The following is an 18,041-nucleotide window of genomic DNA, read 5'->3' as shown; positions in this document are numbered from 1 at the left end:
ACATGAGCACTAATTTACGTTTTCCTGCCGAGTGGGAACTGCAAGACGCTGTGATGATTACGTGGCCTTTCGATACCACCGACTGGGCATATATTATTGACGAAGTGACCCAATGCTATGTCAATTTGGCACATGCCATTGTTCAGGACGAGGATTTGGTGATTGTCACTTCTTGCATTGATGACACGAAGCAGGCACTTGGCGATATTGACTTGACTAGGGTGCATTTCTATGAAATGGCCAATAATGATACATGGGCAAGAGATTTCGGACCTATCACTGTGATAAGAGATGGCAAATTGCAACTTCTTGATTTCACATTCAATGCATGGGGTATGAAGTTTGCTGCCGACTGCGACAACCTCATCAACTTGCGTCTTCACGATATGGGCGCGTTTGCCGTCGATATGCAATCATGCCGAGAACTTGTGCTTGAAGGCGGAAGCATAGAGAGCGATGGCAATGGCACAGTCATGACTACCTCGATGTGCTTGCTGCAGGAGAACCGCAATCCCTGGCTCAATCAAGCGCAGATTGAAGCAGAATTGAAGAACCGGCTTGGTGCCAAAAAGATTCTCTGGATTGAAAACGGTTATCTCACAGGTGATGACACCGATGGCCATATTGATACTATCGCTCGTTTTGCTCCTGACAATACCATAGTGTATGTGGGGTGTGACGACCCCAGCGACGAGCAATTTGAGTCGCTCAAGGCTATGGAAGACGAACTCAAGGCTGCTACCAATGCGCAAGGCGAGCCCTACCGACTGCTGCGTCTCCCCTCTCCCGCCCCTATCTTCGAGAACGACATCCCGGCTTTCCGTCTGCCTGCCACTTATGCCAATTTCTTGATTATGAACCATCAAGTTTTGGTTCCCGTTTACGGCCAACCCACCGACGAGCAGGCTCTTGAAGTCATAGGGCAAGCATTCCCCGGACGTAAGGTCGTGGGCATAGATTGTAATTCACTCATTAAACAACACGGATCTCTGCATTGCGTCACAATGCAACTTTTCAAAAACACATTGAAGAAATGAAAGTAGGCATTATCCAGCAACACAATACCAGCGATATCATTGACAATCGCAACCGACTGATTACAAAAGTTAGGAAATTGGCAAGTGAAGGCGCGCAACTTGTTGTGCTTCAAGAACTACATGATTCGCTTTACTTCTGCCAGGTTGAAGACGTTGACAACTTTGACCTCGCTGTGCCCATTCCTAGTCAAGAGACCGACCTATACAGCAACGTTGCTCGCGAGTGCGGCATCGTGCTTGTTACATCGATGTTTGAACGTCGTGCAGCGGGACTATATCACAACACTGCTGTTGTGTATGATACCGACGGCAGCATTGCAGGAACCTATCGCAAGATGCACATCCCCGACGATCCAGCCTATTATGAGAAATTCTATTTCACCCCTGGCGATTTGGGATTTGAACCCATCAACACGTCACTAGGTCGTCTTGGTGTACTGGTATGCTGGGACCAGTGGTATCCCGAAGCGGCTCGCCTCATGGCTCTCAAAGGGGCACAGCTACTCATCTACCCCACTGCCATCGGCTATGAAAGCAGCGACACCCTTGATGAGCAAAACCGCCAGCGCAATGCTTGGATCACGGTGCAGCGCGGACATGCTGTAGCCAACGGCCTTCCTGTCGTTACTGTCAATCGTGTGGGTCACGAGTCAGACCCGTCAGGACAAACCAATGGAATCCAGTTCTGGGGCAATAGCTTTGTTGCTGGACCACAGGGCGAATTGATTTTCGAGGCTCCCGTTGATGAAGAGGTGGAAACAATTATCGACATCGACATGAAACGCAGCGAGAACGTGCGTCGCTGGTGGCCGTTCCTGCGCGACCGCCGCATCGAGAACTACGAAGGTCTCACCAAGAGATTCCTTGACTAAATACAATTATTTATAAACCAATACAAAATTTATTAGCTTATGATAAAGAAATTATTGCTCTTGTTAACTGTAGCCGTTACGGAACCCTGAACAATATGTCCGCGTGAGCGACATCAACGATGACAAGGTCACAGATGTAAACGACCTCAACACCATCATAAACAAGCTTCTGGGCAAATAAATCATCAAAGCGAATAAAGTCCAAAACAGCACCATCAAGTGGATTCCACTATTGATGGTGCTGTTGCTTTATGAACAATACTTCTTAATCAGAATGTAAAGTGGAGTTGGATGCGGACGCCGTGGCGGTCAACACCGGGGGTGTCACGGTAAGTAAGTCGCCACACATAATCTACTCGCAAGAATGTGAGGATGTTATCAAGGCCCACGCCCATTTCCATATAAGGACTCTTTCCCATTTCTTGCGATAATGTTCCGTCGGGGAACATGAAGACATCACCGCATTTTGCTGGATTATTTCGGTCGCTAAGGCTGCCCCATAGACCTCTGAACGATACAACCTCACGCAGTTTGAGTTTCTTAATCAATGGCAAATGGTTCATCAGCAACCCATTGGCCCAGTAGGTCACATCCCACGACAAGTACTGGTCGTTCACAAATTCCATGGGGCTCATGAGGGCATAAGACTCGGGCTGCACCGTGTATGACAAATTGGCATTGGGCAGCAACAAGTCGGGGTAACTCACTTTGCTCCAAATCTTTCCGCCTTTCAAAATGATATCTGTATAGCCGAATGCTGAGAACCAGAACCTCTTCTGCAACCCCACTTCGGTTTTGTTGATTTCATACAAGTTGCCCATAAACCCTTTGGGCATATAGGTGTGAGACAATGTGATAATGGGAGCATCCATGTTGACGGGAAAGCGGAACAGGCGTGTTTGGTAGAACTTCTCGCCTCGGGCATATCGCAATGTGGCTTTGAAACCCGCCTCGGTGTATTTGTTGCGGGTTGTTCCATCTGGATAAATAAAGTTGAGGAATTTAGAATGCTCATGTATATTGTGCTCAAATCCCACCGCTACCGAGAAGTGGTTAAGCGTCTCCAGCTTATACTCCAGTTGAGTCTTGCGGAGGTAAAGTAATTTGTTGTCTTCTTGTCTTTTCAGTGCCAAGAAAACGTTGTCGGTATTGGTGTAAAGGTATTTCTGACCCAGTTTGTCCACGTCATATTGGTGCATGAGCCTTATCGAGTGTATTGGGAACTCTTGGTCGAGATGTTGCTTTTCATTGAATGAATATTCCAGTTGCCCTTGGTATTTCAACTTCTCGTCACGGCACCCATAGGCCACGTATGCTCTTGTGAACCATCTTTTGCTCAGGTTTACAGTGGACATGCCGCCCAGCCTCAATCTCACTCCTTCAAGAGAGTTGCCGCTTATAGTTGTGTTGAGCGGGCCGAAATCCCATTTGCTGTTCTTCCCGTTGGTGGGTATATAGCCATTTACGAATGTCACGATGATTTTCTCTCCCCAGTAAAATATTTTGTTTTGCCTCAAACGGTTGAGCATGTTCTGCACTGTATTGCCGTCAACGCCATGAGTTTGCGGCCGGTTAAAGGTCCAGTAGGATTCTTCACGCTTGAAAGCCTTGCTGTCGATAATTTGCTCGCCAGGTTTCTCAAATATCAGCATGTCGTTAGGACTGTAAAAGCTGTGGTTGCTATAGGAGGTTTCACGACGCGCAAACATGCCCGGCGTGCCCTTTACAAGACGAAACTCTACTTCTATGTCATCACGCAACTTGAGTCTTGAACCGTCCTCGGCCTTTTGGTAATCTTGTATTATGTGCATGCGCTCCACATAGTTCAGGTTGATATTGTGCGGCACATTCATTGTCACTCGCTTGATAAACAAAGTGGTGTCGTTCAGCGGGATATACATTCGTCCCAGGAAACCAAATCCCTCGGTGTTGAACGGCACAAAGCTCAATTCGATACACTTCTCGCCTCCTATGTCGAGCGTGTCGTTGAGATAATATTTGTAGAATGTGGTTCCTATCGATGACAAAGGGCTCACAAACTTATTAGACATCAATGTCACGTCATTGCCAAAGATGTCCACTTCCCTAAATACTTCGTTAAGAAAGGTCTTAATGCTTGTTTGGTCAAACGATTCGTCAAGACCATTGCTTTTGAGAGCATCGATATATTCCTTGTGCGACTTGGGTGACTTGCGGAAATACTCGGTAGAAAGCTGTTCCTTTATAGATATGGGCAAGACTTTATGCCCGGTCAGTGTCGATGTGTCGGCATATTCTTCGAGGAACTTGTATTTCCTCAACAAAGAGTTTTTGCCTCCTGCTTCTTCTAGGTCGTTAAATCCATAGGCCAACCGCTCGTATTTGTTGAAAGAATAGGAAGAGTTGTTGGTGGGATCTCCTTCTTTGCGTTTAGCAATCAGTTTTTTTGCCAACTCTACTGCGGGATTGTTCTTCTTGCTGTATTTTTCTTTTCCTCGTTTAATAACTACCTCGTCGAGCGAGACAGCGTCGGCACTCATTTCGATGATTGCAACGCTTTGTCCTGGCTTTATTGTAATTTCTTTGGTCGCATAACCCACGGCCGACACGCGCAGTTTGGTTATTTTCTCTCGTGTGTTTATATTAAATCCGCCATGTTCTGTAGCTATCAAGCCCACATCAGATCCGGGAGCTGATATCGATGCAAAAGGGACAGGCTCGTGTGATATCGAGTCTCTCACCATTCCCGTTATTTGCACCATTGATTGAGCCGATAACTGTAAAACTGACGATAATACAAGTATTAAAAAAATATTTACTTTTCCCATAATTGGTTGCAAAATTAATAAATTTATGTTTTTATGCCAAATATACCTTTGAAATAGACCGCGTTTTTGTAAATAATTACTTACACATGTGCCACTTTCTTTGTAAGTAAACAAAAATGTTGTACCTTTGTACTTTAATATAAGTATTATGGATAGTGTAAGAAATATTGCCGTCCTTGGCAGTACTGGTTCAATAGGACGGCAAACCCTCGACATAATAGCAGAATATCCTGCTCTATTCAAGGCATGGTTGCTGGTGGCCAACAACAGTGCCGATTTGCTCATTGAACAGGCATTGAAGGTTATGCCCCATGCCGTTGTGATTGGCAATGAGGCTTTGTATGATAAGGTCAAGCAAGCATTGTCTCACACCGATATTGAAGTGCATGCAGGTGCCAAGGCCATCGCACAGCTTGCTGCACATCCCGATGTCGATACCGTGGTCACTGCTATGGTAGGTTACAGCGGACTGGAATCAACCATTTCGGCTATAAACAACGGCAAGAAAATTGCGCTTGCCAACAAAGAAACACTTGTTGTTGCTGGCGAATTGATTACTAAACTGCTTGAAACATCAACCTCTGTCCTGTACCCTGTCGATAGTGAGCATGGTGCATTTTACCAGTGCCTTGTGGGTGAGAGGCATGAGGATATTGAGAAACTTATCCTCACAGCTTCGGGTGGTCCATTCCGCAACACGCCCATTGAGCAACTTGCCCATGTCACTGCGAGCGATGCGTTGAAACACCCCAACTGGAGCATGGGTGCCAAAATCACAATCGATTCGGCAACAATGATGAACAAAGGCTTTGAAATGATAGAGGCAAAGTGGCTATTCGGCGTGAAGCACGACGATATTGAAATTGTTGTTCATCCGCAATCTATCGTGCACTCAATGGTACAGTTTATAGACGGGTCGGTAAAGGCACAACTTGGACTCCCCGACATGCATTTGCCCATACGCTATGCGCTGGGGCTTCCTGAACGCCGACTTCCGACCGACGAGCGCAAGATGACACTTTGCGACTATGCATCACTCACTTTTGAGAAACCCGATTTCAACAAGTTCCCATTGCTTAATGCTGCTTACGAGGCGGCTCGTCGTGGCGGCAATGTAGCGTGCGTGATGAACGCTGCCAATGAAATAGCCGTGGCTGCATTCCTCAAGGGCGAATTGAGCTTTAACGGTATCTATGAGACTGTTTACAAGACTATGCAGTTCATTCCGTTTATTGAAACGCCCACCTATGAGCAGTATGTTGAGACTAATCTTGCTGCACGGCAATATGCAACATCACTTTTAAAATAAGAATATTAAAACACATACATAAGGTTCAATTAAATGAGTACTACTTTTTGGTTTAAAGCACTTGAATTAATTCTTGCATTAGGACTGCTCGTGATGGTTCACGAGTTTGGACACTACTTCTTCTCACGCATTTTCGGCGTTTGGGTAGAGAAATTCTATTTGTTCTTCAATCCTTGGTTTTCTATCGCGAAATGGAAACCAAAAGCTAAAGTTGATAAAGACGGCACAGAACTCAAGAACTCATGGAGAGCAACAACTTATGGCATAGGTTGGGTGCCTCTGGGAGGATATTGCAAGATAGCAGGTATGATTGATGAGTCGATGGACAAAGAGCAGATGAAGCAACCTGCACAACCCTACGAATTTCGATCTAAACCTGCATGGCAACGATTGTTCATCATGGTGGGCGGTGTGCTGTTCAACTTCCTGCTTGCCATTGTCATCTATGCCGGCATCGTTTATACCTATGGTGAGATGATCATAAACTTCACCGATGTCACCGAGGGTATGGATTTCAGCACCAGCGCTCACAAGGCTGGACTTGTTGATGGTGACATCATGCTCATGGCCGATGGCAATAACTTGTCATCGGTAAATAGCGAAGAACTCCAAACTGTTCTTACCGCTAAGACTCTCAAAGTGTTGCGCAATCACAAAGACACTGTTGACATCAAACTGCCGTCGGACTTCGTTTTCCAGATGAACAAAGATGCCGAGAACGGAGAATCTCCCATTAGCATCAGAATACCTGTGGTTGTTTCACAAGCACAACCAAATTCGGGTGCCGAAAAGGCAGGGCTCACAAAAGGTGATCGCATCCTTGCAGTTAACAACGATACAACACCTTCATTCACAGAGCTTAACCCTACCCTGCTTAAATATAAGAACCAAGTTGTGAAACTTAAATACTTGCGTGAAGGAAAAGAATGTGTGACCGATGTCAAAGTTGACGATAACGGCAAACTGGGCATTCAACTCACTTCGCCCACCGATATTTATAAAGTGACAATTGTTCAATACGGTATATTCCAGTCTATTCCACGTGGCATCAAGATGGGTGTTGACAAGCTTGTCAACTACGTCAAGTCGCTCAAACTGCTTTTCTCACCTCAGGGTGCACAGAGCCTGGGCGGTTTCGGCACGATAGGAAGCATATTCCCCGACTCATGGAACTGGCTCAGTTTCTGGGAAATCACAGCATTCCTTTCTATCATTCTTGCAGTAATGAACATTTTACCCATACCTGCACTAGACGGCGGGCACGTGCTGTTTTTGCTGTATGAAATGATCACAAGACGCAAACCAAGTGAGAAATTCCTTGAGCGGGCACAAATCGCAGGAATGGTTATTCTCTTGCTTCTTTTGCTTTTTGCTAATGGAAATGACATCTATAGGTTCTTTATTAAATAATATTTTACAATGACCTACAAAGCAATAAAAATTCGCCGCGGCAAGGAAGAATCGCTCAAGCGTTTTCATCCTTGGGTGTTCTCGGGCGCAATCGATTCTTATGACGAAACAATCGAAGAAGGCGATCTCGTCACTGTCTATACCCACGACGGCAAACTCATAGGAAATGGCCATTTCCAGATAGGCAGCATTGCCGTGAGAGTCTTGGCCTTTGATGATTCAGAGATTAATGAGGAATTTTTCCTCCAGCGGCTTCAGCATGCTTTCAATGTGCGCAAGTCATTGGATCTCATGCGCGACGACAATAACGCTTTCAGACTTGTGCATGGCGAGGGTGACTTCCTGCCAGGGCTTGTTGTTGACATCTATGGTGCAACTGCCGTCATGCAGGCTCACTCACCAGGAATGCACTTTGCACGCAACCTTATCGCCTCGGCACTCACAAAGTTGCCTTGTGGCATAGTTAAGAATGTGTATTACAAGAGTGAGACCACCCTACCCTTCAAGGCTCAACTTGACCCACAGAACCAATACATTATAGGCAGTTACGAAACCGACGAGGCAGTTGAGAATGGACTTAAGTTCCATGTGGATTGGCTCAAAGGTCAGAAAACAGGATTCTTTGTTGACCAGCGCGAAAACCGCAGTTTGCTGGAAAAATACTCACACGACCGTCGAGTGCTCAACATGTTCTGCTACACTGGTGGTTTCTCATTCTATGCAATGAGAGGCGGAGCAAAATTAGTTCATTCAGTTGACAGCAGTGCAAAGGCAATAAAACTCACTAACGACAACGTAGAACTCAACTACCCTGGTGATTCCCGTCACACAGCCTACGCCGAAGATGCATTCAAGTTCCTTGACAACATCAAGAAAGATGAATATGATCTTATAATCCTTGATCCGCCGGCGTTTGCCAAGCACAAGAGTGCACTCAAAAATGCACTTATAGGCTATCGCAAACTCAACGCAAAGGCTTTTGAGAAAATTCAGTCGGGTGGCATACTGTTCACTTTCTCTTGCTCACAAGCAGTCAATCGCGAGCAGTTCCGTCTTGCAGTATTCAGCGCAGCAGCAATGTCGCACCGCAAAGTGCGCATATTGCACCAGCTCACACAGCCTGCCGACCATCCCATCAACATATATCACCCTGAAGGAGAATATCTCAAAGGACTTGTGCTTTATGTAGAATAACATACAAAACATTTATATATGAAAAAATCTATTCTAGCCGCTGCAATAGTGGCATTATCAACAAGTGCTATGGCGCAAAACAATGACTTCAACTATGTCGTTGACCGCTTTGCCGACATTCAAGTGCTTCGATATGAAGTACCAGGCTTCAACGAACTATCTCTCAACCAAAAGAAATTAGTGTATTTCCTTCATGAGGCTGCTTTGCAAGGTCGTGACATTCTCACCGACCAGAACTGCAAGTACAACTTGCAGGTGAGACAAGTCCTTGAACAAATCTACGTTAATTATAAGGGCGATCGCAATAGCGAGGACTTTAAAGGTCTTGAACTTTATCTCAAGCAGGTGTGGTTCGGCAATGGCATCCATCACCACTACGGCATGGACAAGTTCGAACCAAAATTCTCTATCAACTTCTTCGTTGAAGAGTATGACAAATTGCCCCTTGACAAACTCCCTATCTACTCTTGCGACCGTTGCACCGAGGAAGGCAAGTGTGACAAAGCAGTGAGACTGCGCAAGACCCTTGAGAAAGTTATCTTTGATCCCACATTTATGGCCAAGAAGGTAAACCAGGCCGATGGCGAGGATTTGATAGCAACCTCTGCAACAAACCTTTACGAGGGTGTTACTCAACAAGAAGTTGAGGACTATTTCAATGCACTTAAAGACCCCAATGATGAAACTCCCATTTCTTACGGTCTCAACACAAAGGTAGTAAAGGAAGATGGTAAGGTAGTTGAGAAACCCTATAAAGTGGGCGGACTTTACTCCGAAGCTATTGTCAACATTATCTACTGGTTGCAGCAGGCTGTTAAGGTGACCGAGAACAGTGCACAACGTGATTACATCAACAGACTCATTGATTTCTACACCACAGGTTCACTCAAAACATTTGACGAGTATTCAATCATGTGGGCAGAGGAAACTAAAGGCGATGTGGATTTCATTAATGGTTTCATTGAGAGCTATGGCGATCCTCTGGGTATGACTGGTTCTTGGGAAGCAATGGTTAATTTCCGTAACAAGGCTGCTTCACGCCGCACTCAACTCATCAGCGAGAACGCACAGTGGTTTGAGAACAATTCTCCTGTTGACAGCCGTTTCAAGAAAGAAAACGTGAAGGGTGTGAGCGCTAAGGTTATCACTGCGGCTATCCTTGCCGGCGACAGTTATCCTTCTACCCCTATCGGCATCAACTTGCCCAACAGCAACTGGATACGTGCTGCACATGGTTCTAAGTCAGTGACTCTCGAAAACATCACTGATGCTTACGACGAGGCTGCTAAGGGTTCGGGCATGAATGCTGAATTTGCTTATAGCGAGGTAGAGATTGACCTCATGAAGAAGTATCTCTCGATTGCCGACAAGCTGCACACCGACCTTCACGAATGTCTCGGTCATGCGTCGGGCAAACTCCTCCCTGGTGTAGATCCCGATGGCTTAAAGTCTTACTCGGCAGCTCTCGAAGAAGGCCGTGCCGACCTGTTCGCTCTTTATTATCTTGCTGACCCCAAATTGGTTGAACTCGGAATCTTCCCCAATAATGAAGTGTACAAGGCAGAGTACTACAAGTACATCATGAACGGTCTTATGACCCAACTCGTCCGTATTGAGCCTGGCAAGAACATTGAGGAATCTCACATGCGCAACCGCAAGTTCATCAGCGAATGGTGCTACAAGCAGGGCAAGAAAGATAAGGTTATTGAATTGGTTAAGCGTAAAGGCAAAACTTATGTAAAGATCAATGACTATGAGAAATTGCGCGTACTTTTCAGCAAACTCCTTGCCGAGGTTCAACGCATCAAGAGCGAGGGTGACTATGAGGCTGGTCGCCAACTCGTTGAGAACTATGGTGTGGTTGTTGACAAGAAACTCCACCAGGAAGTTCTTGCACGTTACAGCACTCTTGACATTGCTCCTTACAAGGGATTTGTTAATCCCATGTATCACGTGGTTAAGGATGCCGATGGCAACATTACCGACATCACAATCACTTACGATGAAAACTATGTAGAGCAGATGCTGCGTTACTCACGCGACTACTCTCCTCTCACCAACAAGAAATAATTGGTATTATCACAAACGACGGGTGTGTGCTTTATGTGACACACCCGTCGTTTTCAATTAATATTCTATGCTCAACGACATTAACAGTATCAAGAAAGAGTTTTTTGCCTTTCGCAATGGCATTATAGCCGACGGCCTGCGCAATAATGGTGATCCGCATCAATACATCATGGGATGCCAGTTAGTTGATGTGATAGCAATAGCGTCTCGTGTTGAGCACTCGGCCGCATTGGCGCAAGAGTTGTGGAATGACTCAAAGCATCGAGAATGCCGCATGGTGGCATCTATGCTCTACCCTTGTGAGATTATGGATTATAACACCGCTCACGATTGGGCCACAAGCGTTGAGAGTAAGGAAATTGCTGATGTGCTGTGTCACAGGTTGCTGCGTCATTTGACCTTTGCAGAGGCATTGGGATTTGACTTGGTCGCATCATCAGAATATCTTGTGAAATATACGGGTTGGAGGCTTATCCTCAATCTGGTGTTGAACGGCAATATCAAGAACCTGCCGTCGGTTAAGGACGCTGTCTTAAAAGAAAGAGTTGCACAGGCTCAACAAGACATAATGCAACTCCTTGATAGTATCTCGGAAGAGCTATAATTCTATTTTAAGAAGGGGTTATACCTCTTTTCTTCTCCCACAGTCGTACAATCGCCATGACCAGGATAAATGACGGTGTTTTCGGGCAACGTCATTAATTTTTTATTTATAGAATTTATTAGTTGTTCATAGTTGCCACCAGCCAAGTCGGTACGGCCTATTGACATGGCAAACACAGCATCGCCCACTATGACTTTCTTACTCTCGCTTGAATGAAACGACAAAGACCCCAACGAATGTCCTGGAGTCGCAATCACATCTATTTTCTCTCCATTAAGGTCTAACACTTCGCCATCGACAAGAAACCTTGTTGCGGCAAACTGCTTAAATTCATATTTAAGACCAAATGAGCGAATTTGCTCTGGAATCAACTCGCGCATGAAGTCATCATCTTTGCTGTATTCCACGCTGGCGCCATATTTCTCGACCATCCATGAAACAGCAAGCACATGATCAACGTGGACATGAGTCAGGAGAACCTTTGTTACATTAAGATTGTGTGAATCAATAAATCTGGCAAATTGATCACACTCGTAATCATCACACATACCTGGATCTACCACAAAAGCGTCACTCCCGTCCTCATGCCATAGCACATAAGTAGATTCAGCAAACGGGTTTACTACAAGTCTTGTTATTTTCATAAAGGAAGATATACAACTTTCTTGGTCTTGAAGAACTCTTCTTTAAAATAATTGCTCAAGTCATCAATGAGAACATCAGACTTATACTTTTGCGTCTCACCTGTTAAGTCTCCACCTTTCAGGCAAATGAGTCCGTTGGGCACAGCGTTTTTCATCTCGGGCGCAATAAGTCGTTTCACTAGTGGTACGAGATCGTTAAGCGGCATCACTGCACGACTCACTACAAAGTCAAATTTTCCTTTAACTTCTTTCACATCGCCATGCTGTATTGTCACATTTGATAATCCCAGCTGATCAGCAATATCTTGTGCAACTTTTAGTTTCTTGCCTATGCGGTCAACTAGGTGAAACTGAACTTCGGGATAGAATATAGCAAGCGGTATGCCGGGCAAACCACCTCCAGTACCCAGGTCCAGAACTCGTGTGCCAGGCGTGAACTTGACAAACTTAACTAGCCCTAGTGAATGAAGGATATGATTAACTTCAAGGTTTTCAATGTCTTTCCTAGAAATTACATTTATCTTTTCGTTCCATTCGGGGTATAATTCTAGTGCTTTTTCTAGTTGCTTTACCTGAATTTCGCTTAACTCGGGGAAATATTGTGAAATGAACTTCATTTTAATACTGTATGTATTTAATTACCGACTTTTCGTTGATATAAGGTTCAAGTACCTCGTATGGCATTGTCACCTTGGGTTCGCCCAGTGCCTCCACTGCTAGTTCATTAGGAAGATAACTCCATGTGATGCCTTTGTCCTCGAAGTAAAAGTTATTTGTGACGTTTAAGTTGTCAATGTTATAGTAACCTAACTCGTTCAGTTGGTCATCATTTGAGACCTTATTGCTGCGCTTCAATTCGTTTCTCAATTCATTGTTAACCATTGATAATGCATCTTCGTTGAACACTTTGTTTAAGTCAATGAAGCAATGGTTTTTCATGTCGAAATTGTAGTACTTGTGAGAGATAGAAGAAACCTGGTCGTCTTTTTTCAGCATTTCAACTTTACACAGTGTCAACACGTTGAATTTATTGTAGATAACGTATATGTTGATGCTTGTGGTAAAAGTCTGCACAGCGTTGTCGGTGGGTTCATCTCCTTCAATGATCTCATTGTCGTCGGGAGCATCAGAGAAATCATACTGGTGCAACGTGCCATTGAGCATGTGGGCAACACCATCCTTGATTGTCAACGAGTCGCCGCAGTCAAGGACATAACGGTTGATCAAGTCATTAAGTGTTTTCACATCGTCGTCATTTTTGCCATATTTTACCGGGATAGCAACAGATGCCTCAACAATGACATTGCAGCGCTCTCCACTGCTTTTCACAAAACTTGACGAATCGCTCATTTTATAAATTTCTACTGACACAGTGTCGCCGGTGTAAGTTTTGTCGGCCGATGAACTGCTGCCACATCCCACCATCATTCCACATGATAGAACGAGCATCATGCACAAAATAAATAGATATGCGTTGTTAGTTTTCATTGTGTATTTGTTTTTTCACGTTAAAGTTACTACTTTTTTCAGAAATAGCGAAATTTCTCAACCATTTTCTCTATTTCTTGTGTCAAATGAAAAAAATAAGTAACTTTGTACAAGAAATTAATAGAGAAACATGAACATAGGTGAATATAACAGTTTACGCATAAACCGAAGTGTTGACTTTGGCTTTTATTTAATTGACGACCAGGGTAATGAGGTGTTGCTCCCCAAGCGATACATTTCGCCCGGCATGCACATTGGAGATACTATTGACGTATTTGTTTACAACGATTCAGAGAATCGGCCAGTAGCGACTACCGAGCAACCTAAAGCTGTGGTTGGTGATTTTGCCATAATGAAAGTGAAGGCCGTCAATGCTGTCGGTGCTTTCCTTGACTGGGGGCTTGCCGCAAAAGACCTGCTAGTTCCTTTCAGAGAACAACGTGTGCGCATGCAGGCTGGCCGCAGTTACATTGTGCACGTGTACCTTGATCACGAGAGCGGACGCATTGCTGCCTCGGCCAAACTTGACAAATTTCTTGACAACAAGATGCCTGATTATTACCACAGGCAAATGGTCGACGTACTCATCGTGCAGCGCACTGAATTAGGGTACAAAGTGATTGTCAATAATTTGCATTGGGGTATGGTGTATCAAAATGAGACCTATTCGTCGGTTAACGTCGGCGAAAGGCACAAAGCATTCGTCAAGCAAGTGCGTGAGGACGGAAAGATTGACTTGACTTTGAACAAGATAGAGAAAATTAGAGTTGATGACTTGTCGCAGGCAATTTTGTCAAGGATGAAAGAAAATAATGGCACACTTGACCTTAATGACAAATCGTCGCCCGAAGACATTGCGAAGGTGTTTAACTGCAGCAAGAAAGACTTCAAGAAAGCAACAGGCCAGTTGTATAAACTCAAACTCATCACGCTTGACGGACTGATGTGGACCCTAGCTGAAGAATAAAGACTGCTTCTTTTGCTTGTTGTTTTTTGAACTTTTGTTGTCCGGTTAAAAAAAAGAAAATATTTTGATTTTGATGCTTCGCTTAGAAAATAGCCTGCTCTGCAAGCAAAATGGAATTACCTCACAGATAGTGTATTATCATTTTGAAGACAGAGTCCTCCATTTTAAGGGAGGTTCGCTGGTCGCGGCACGGTTCTTGGCGTGAGCTCTTTATTTTCTGTCAGGCTTGGACAGCAAGTTTGAGTTCTTTTTCAATCTCGGCTATCTCGCTCTGGAAATTTTTCTCTACGGTGAGTCGCTGTTCAATCTGCTTGCATGCATGAAGCACAGTCGCATGGTTCCTTGACAGGCGCATACCTATGTTTGTAGAGGAGAGATTAATCTCTTTCTTTGCAAAATACATGAGCAACTGCCTTGCGTCATTTATCTCACGCTTGCGCGACTTGCCGTAAAGTAAATCGGTGTCAATGTTGAAATGCGCAGCAATGGCCTCGGCCAGCTTTTCAAATGTGAGTTGACGCTTGTTGACGTGCACGCTATTACTTATCACATTGTGTGCCAAGTCTATTGTGATTTCCTGGCTCAACATCGTGGCATGAGCTAGCAGTGAAATTATTATACCTTCTAGTTCTCTCACACTGTCAGTAACATGTGTAGCTATATAGTCGAGCACTTCGCCGGGAATGTCAAGGCCGTCTTGCATTGCCTTGCGGTAAAGTACCTCACGCCGCAGGTTGTAGTCAGGCTTCTCCAGTTCAACGGTCATTCCCGACTTGAAACGTGAAATCAACCTCGGAACCATTCCCTCCATATCACTTGGGCGACAGTCGCTGGTCATGATTAACAGCTTGTGGTGATTGTGCAAGTGGTTGAATATGTGGAAGAATGTGTTCTGTGTTGCAGTCTTACCAGCAAATTCTTGTATATCATCAAGCAACAACACGTCGATGCTCAGGTAGAAATTGATAAAGTCGTTGACCTTGTTCTGTCTAACCGCTGTTGTGTACTGGTTCTCAAACACACGTGCAGTCAGATACAACACTCTGGCTTGTGGCATGTTTTCCTTTATCTTGATGCCCACAGCCTGCATTAGGTGCGTCTTGCCCACGCCTGTTGCCCCGAATATATACATCGGGTTAAACGGGCTTGAATAAGGATTTTCCGAGACTGATTGGCCTATGCTTATTGCCAGTTGGTTGCTCTTGCTGCCGCAGTAGTTGTCAAAAGTGTAGCGCAGGTTCAACTGGGGATCAATCTCGTCGGGTGCTAATTCAATAAACGGATTGCTAACCGATGAACCGTTTTTGGCCTCTTTATTTTTAAGGATTTTGCTTCTGCCATCATCGGTCTCGTTGACGGTCCTGTCGGCAACGCGATAGCTGTAAATGAGTTTTATTGAGTTGCCAAATGCTTGGCGAAGGGCCGACGACAACAAATCCAGATACTGCTCTTCGATTTTCTCAACAAAGAATCGCGAGGGAGCAGATAATGTGACTGTATTATTTTCAAAACGAACAACATTAATGGGTTTGAACCAAGCATCAAACTGCTCGGCCGTGAGTTTGCCTTGTATGAAATTAAGGCATTGTTCCCATTGTTGTTTTAATTTTTCCATTTATCTACTACGAAAACCGACTAAACCTTGATTAGAAAATCTTTACATTAATATAACGCTTGGGATTCTTCTTGATGTCAATAAATAATGAATCAAGACTTGCAACGGCATGGTCGGCGTTGTTATACAGCGACTTGTCGTTGAGCAGCAGCCCCACAGTGGAATTTTTGTCATTCAGTTTCTCGGTGAGCGACTGTATGTTAGCAATGGCGCTGTTGAGGTTGTTTACAGTTGAGTCCAGAGGCATGTTGTTGAGGTTGGTTGTGAACTCATCAAGGTTGCTTGTTGTTGTCGATAAATTAGAGGTGATGCCGTTCACATTGTTCATCACGCCGGGCACGTTCTTGTTGAGGTTGTTCATGAGCAAAGTGAGTTGCTGCGAGCTTTTTGCCAGTTCGAGCGTGATGGCATCCAGACGCGCAATCGATTGTGCAAGCGCAGGATTGCCCACCAGTCCATTGACGTTGCCCATAATGGAATCCACCTTGGGAAGAATATTGTTGACCTGCGGCAATGTGTTGCCTGCAAGCTGTTCCATGAGTCCAGCGGGAGCAACACCTTGGAGTTCTCCGCCCACTTCGACATATTGCTTTGAGTCACCCAGCGTGAGTTTCAAAGTCGATGTGCCTGTAAGCGAGGATTCCACAGACGCTGTTGTGCCCGCAGGAATCTTCAACTCGTCATCAAGGCTCATCATCACCGAGATCATGTTTGTCTCATAGTCATAGTTGATCTCTTTCACAAGTCCCACCTGGAAACCATTGATAGTAACCGGCGAAGCCTGTGATAAGCCATCTATTTTCTCAAACTTGGCATAGTAGTAATTAGACGGTTTAAACATGTTAATACCTTTCAAGAATTCTATACCCCACACCAGCAAGCATAAGCTTACCAGCACCGTCACAGCAATGAGAATATTTTTTTTCATTATATCTTTATTCTACGTTACATTTTGTTTCAAGATGCGAAGTTACTACAAAGTTTTCATTTAGCAATAATTCTAATGCTATTTTTAATATTGTTTTAGTTTTTAATATATCCTTTTCATGGGCTAAACATTTTTTTTTGCAATCAGTGTGGTTTTATTTGTTTATATAAACATTTTTTTGTAAATTTACACCGCATAAACTGAAACAAACGATTTACTAATAAACAACTAATTTTTAATTAACTCATTAACATGAAAGTTAAACTGTTTCTCGCAGCCACTCTTCTAGGTTGCGCAAGCATGATGGCACAGCCGATCTCTTTCTCGCAGCCACGCATGCTTATCAAGGCCCCCCAGGGACTAATGAATCCCGTGTGGTCTCCCGACGGTTCTAAACTCGCAGTTACTGGTGACAACTTCATCGGTATCTGGGTTGCAAACGCCGACGGTTCAGAACTCACACAAGTGTCTAACGCTACCGGTGCTGGTTACCAGATGACATGGAGCGATGCGCAAAACATCACTTCTACTCCTTATGAGATGGTTAACAACCGTCGCATGACCCGCATCGAGAATGTAAACGTGCAGACTGGCGCTATCAAGCAAGTAGCTGCTGCCGAGCGTAACTTCAAACGCTCGAAGGCGCTTAATGCTAAGTCGGCGTTCCAGGTGATGCTCGACAATCCCAAGGATGCGACTTCAATGATCGCTTCACTCGGCGACTTCGCTGGCAAGTGGGTCATCAATCCAGCTCTCTCTCCCGACGGACGCAAGATTGCATTCCAAATTCAGGGCAAGGGCGTGTTTGTATGCAATGCTGATGGTTCTGACCTCAAAGCTCTTGGCAAGGGTTCACATGCTACATGGCTGCCCGACAGCGAGAACATCATGGTTACCCTTATCAAGGACAACGGCGATGTTTTCACTTCAAGCGACATCTATTGCGTGAGCACTACAACAGGCAAGTCACAAAACATCACTGCCGATACCGACGTGATTCCCGTGACCATGGCTGTTTCTCCCGATGGTTCGAAGTTGGCATTCGACAACGATGTCGATGGTTGCATTTATATTATTGACCTCAAATACTGATTGA

Annotated in this window: 15 protein-coding genes; 9 read left to right on the top strand and 6 right to left on the bottom strand. The window is 44.7% G+C overall.

The window, feature by feature from the left end:
- The first annotated feature begins 2 nt into the window (after positions 1-2).
- Positions 3-1,037, top strand: coding sequence for an agmatine deiminase family protein (locus tag ACKI3C_RS03205; protein ID WP_407401976.1), 1,035 nt, complete (start codon positions 3-5; stop codon positions 1,035-1,037).
- The gene (locus tag ACKI3C_RS03200; RefSeq protein ID WP_407402122.1) at positions 1,025-1,909 is read left to right on the top strand and encodes a carbon-nitrogen hydrolase; all 885 of its coding nucleotides are present in this window, start codon (positions 1,025-1,027) and stop codon (positions 1,907-1,909) included. The genes ACKI3C_RS03205 and ACKI3C_RS03200 overlap by 13 nt, the downstream gene beginning before the upstream one ends.
- Before the next feature lie 269 nt (positions 1,910-2,178).
- Here ACKI3C_RS03200 and ACKI3C_RS03195 read toward each other — a convergent pair whose 3' ends face one another.
- Entirely contained in the window at positions 2,179-4,650 is a 2,472-nt protein-coding gene (locus ACKI3C_RS03195) for a DUF5686 family protein (protein ID WP_407401974.1), read from the bottom strand.
- Between the two features lie 214 nt (positions 4,651-4,864).
- Here ACKI3C_RS03195 and ACKI3C_RS03190 point away from each other — a divergent pair, with 214 nt between their 5' ends.
- The 5 genes from ACKI3C_RS03190 (at position 4,865) to ACKI3C_RS03170 (ending at position 11,303) form a co-directional block, all read left to right on the top strand.
- Positions 4,865-6,025, top strand: coding sequence for a 1-deoxy-D-xylulose-5-phosphate reductoisomerase (locus ACKI3C_RS03190; RefSeq protein WP_407401972.1), 1,161 nt, complete (start codon positions 4,865-4,867; stop codon positions 6,023-6,025).
- 33 nt (positions 6,026-6,058) lie between these two features.
- Positions 6,059-7,435, top strand: a complete 1,377-nt coding sequence (gene rseP / locus ACKI3C_RS03185; RefSeq protein WP_407401970.1) for an RIP metalloprotease RseP — start codon at positions 6,059-6,061, stop codon at positions 7,433-7,435.
- A gap of 9 nt (positions 7,436-7,444) precedes the next feature.
- Positions 7,445-8,629 carry a class I SAM-dependent rRNA methyltransferase gene (locus tag ACKI3C_RS03180; RefSeq protein ID WP_407401968.1) on the top strand — a complete coding sequence of 395 codons (1,185 nt, stop codon included), beginning with the start codon at positions 7,445-7,447 and terminating at the stop codon, positions 8,627-8,629.
- An 18-nt stretch (positions 8,630-8,647) separates the two neighbouring features.
- Entirely contained in the window at positions 8,648-10,699 is a 2,052-nt protein-coding gene (locus ACKI3C_RS03175) for a dipeptidyl-peptidase 3 family protein (RefSeq protein ID WP_407401966.1), read from the top strand.
- Between the two features lie 67 nt (positions 10,700-10,766).
- Positions 10,767-11,303, top strand: coding sequence for a DNA alkylation repair protein (locus ACKI3C_RS03170; RefSeq protein ID WP_407401964.1), 537 nt, complete (start codon positions 10,767-10,769; stop codon positions 11,301-11,303).
- 2 nt (positions 11,304-11,305) lie between these two features.
- On the opposite strand, the gene ACKI3C_RS03165 is transcribed toward ACKI3C_RS03170, so the two are convergent.
- Genes ACKI3C_RS03165 through ACKI3C_RS03155 form a run of 3 tightly spaced genes read right to left on the bottom strand, consistent with a single transcriptional unit; the run spans position 11,306 to position 13,435 of the window.
- Positions 11,306-11,947, bottom strand: coding sequence for an MBL fold metallo-hydrolase (locus ACKI3C_RS03165; protein WP_407401962.1), 642 nt, complete (start codon positions 11,945-11,947; stop codon positions 11,306-11,308).
- Positions 11,944-12,564: a 16S rRNA (guanine(527)-N(7))-methyltransferase RsmG gene (rsmG, locus tag ACKI3C_RS03160; protein ID WP_407401960.1), complete on the bottom strand. Its 621-nt coding sequence runs from the start codon at positions 12,562-12,564 to the stop codon at positions 11,944-11,946. Before rsmG ends, ACKI3C_RS03165 begins: the two co-directional genes overlap by 4 nt.
- A 1-nt stretch (position 12,565) precedes the next feature.
- Positions 12,566-13,435: an RsiV family protein gene (locus ACKI3C_RS03155; RefSeq protein WP_407401958.1), complete on the bottom strand. Its 870-nt coding sequence runs from the start codon at positions 13,433-13,435 to the stop codon at positions 12,566-12,568.
- 130 nt (positions 13,436-13,565) lie between these two features.
- Here ACKI3C_RS03155 and ACKI3C_RS03150 point away from each other — a divergent pair, with 130 nt between their 5' ends.
- Positions 13,566-14,402, top strand: coding sequence for a S1 RNA-binding domain-containing protein (locus ACKI3C_RS03150; protein WP_407401956.1), 837 nt, complete (start codon positions 13,566-13,568; stop codon positions 14,400-14,402).
- Between the two features lie 220 nt (positions 14,403-14,622).
- Here the strand turns inward: ACKI3C_RS03150 and dnaA are convergent, their stop codons facing one another.
- Both dnaA and ACKI3C_RS03140 read right to left on the bottom strand, forming a co-directional pair.
- The gene (gene dnaA / locus ACKI3C_RS03145) at positions 14,623-16,017 is read right to left on the bottom strand and encodes a chromosomal replication initiator protein DnaA (protein WP_407401954.1); all 1,395 of its coding nucleotides are present in this window, start codon (positions 16,015-16,017) and stop codon (positions 14,623-14,625) included.
- Between the two features lie 31 nt (positions 16,018-16,048).
- A complete protein-coding gene (locus ACKI3C_RS03140) occupies positions 16,049-16,945 on the bottom strand; it encodes an MlaD family protein (RefSeq protein WP_407401952.1) in 897 nt (298 codons plus the stop codon).
- A 252-nt stretch (positions 16,946-17,197) separates the two neighbouring features.
- Between ACKI3C_RS03140 and ACKI3C_RS03135 the strand changes: the two genes are divergently transcribed.
- On the top strand, positions 17,198-18,037 hold the full coding sequence (locus ACKI3C_RS03135; RefSeq protein WP_407401950.1) for a hypothetical protein: 840 nt from the start codon (positions 17,198-17,200) through the stop codon (positions 18,035-18,037).
- Positions 18,038-18,041: the final 4 nt, after the last annotated feature.

The organism is Sodaliphilus sp., from assembly GCF_045598405.1.
GTDB lineage: Bacteria > Bacteroidota > Bacteroidia > Bacteroidales > Muribaculaceae > Sodaliphilus > Sodaliphilus limicaballi.
Note: the sequence above shows the minus strand (reverse complement) of the source record. Positions and strands in the feature narration are given on the sequence as shown.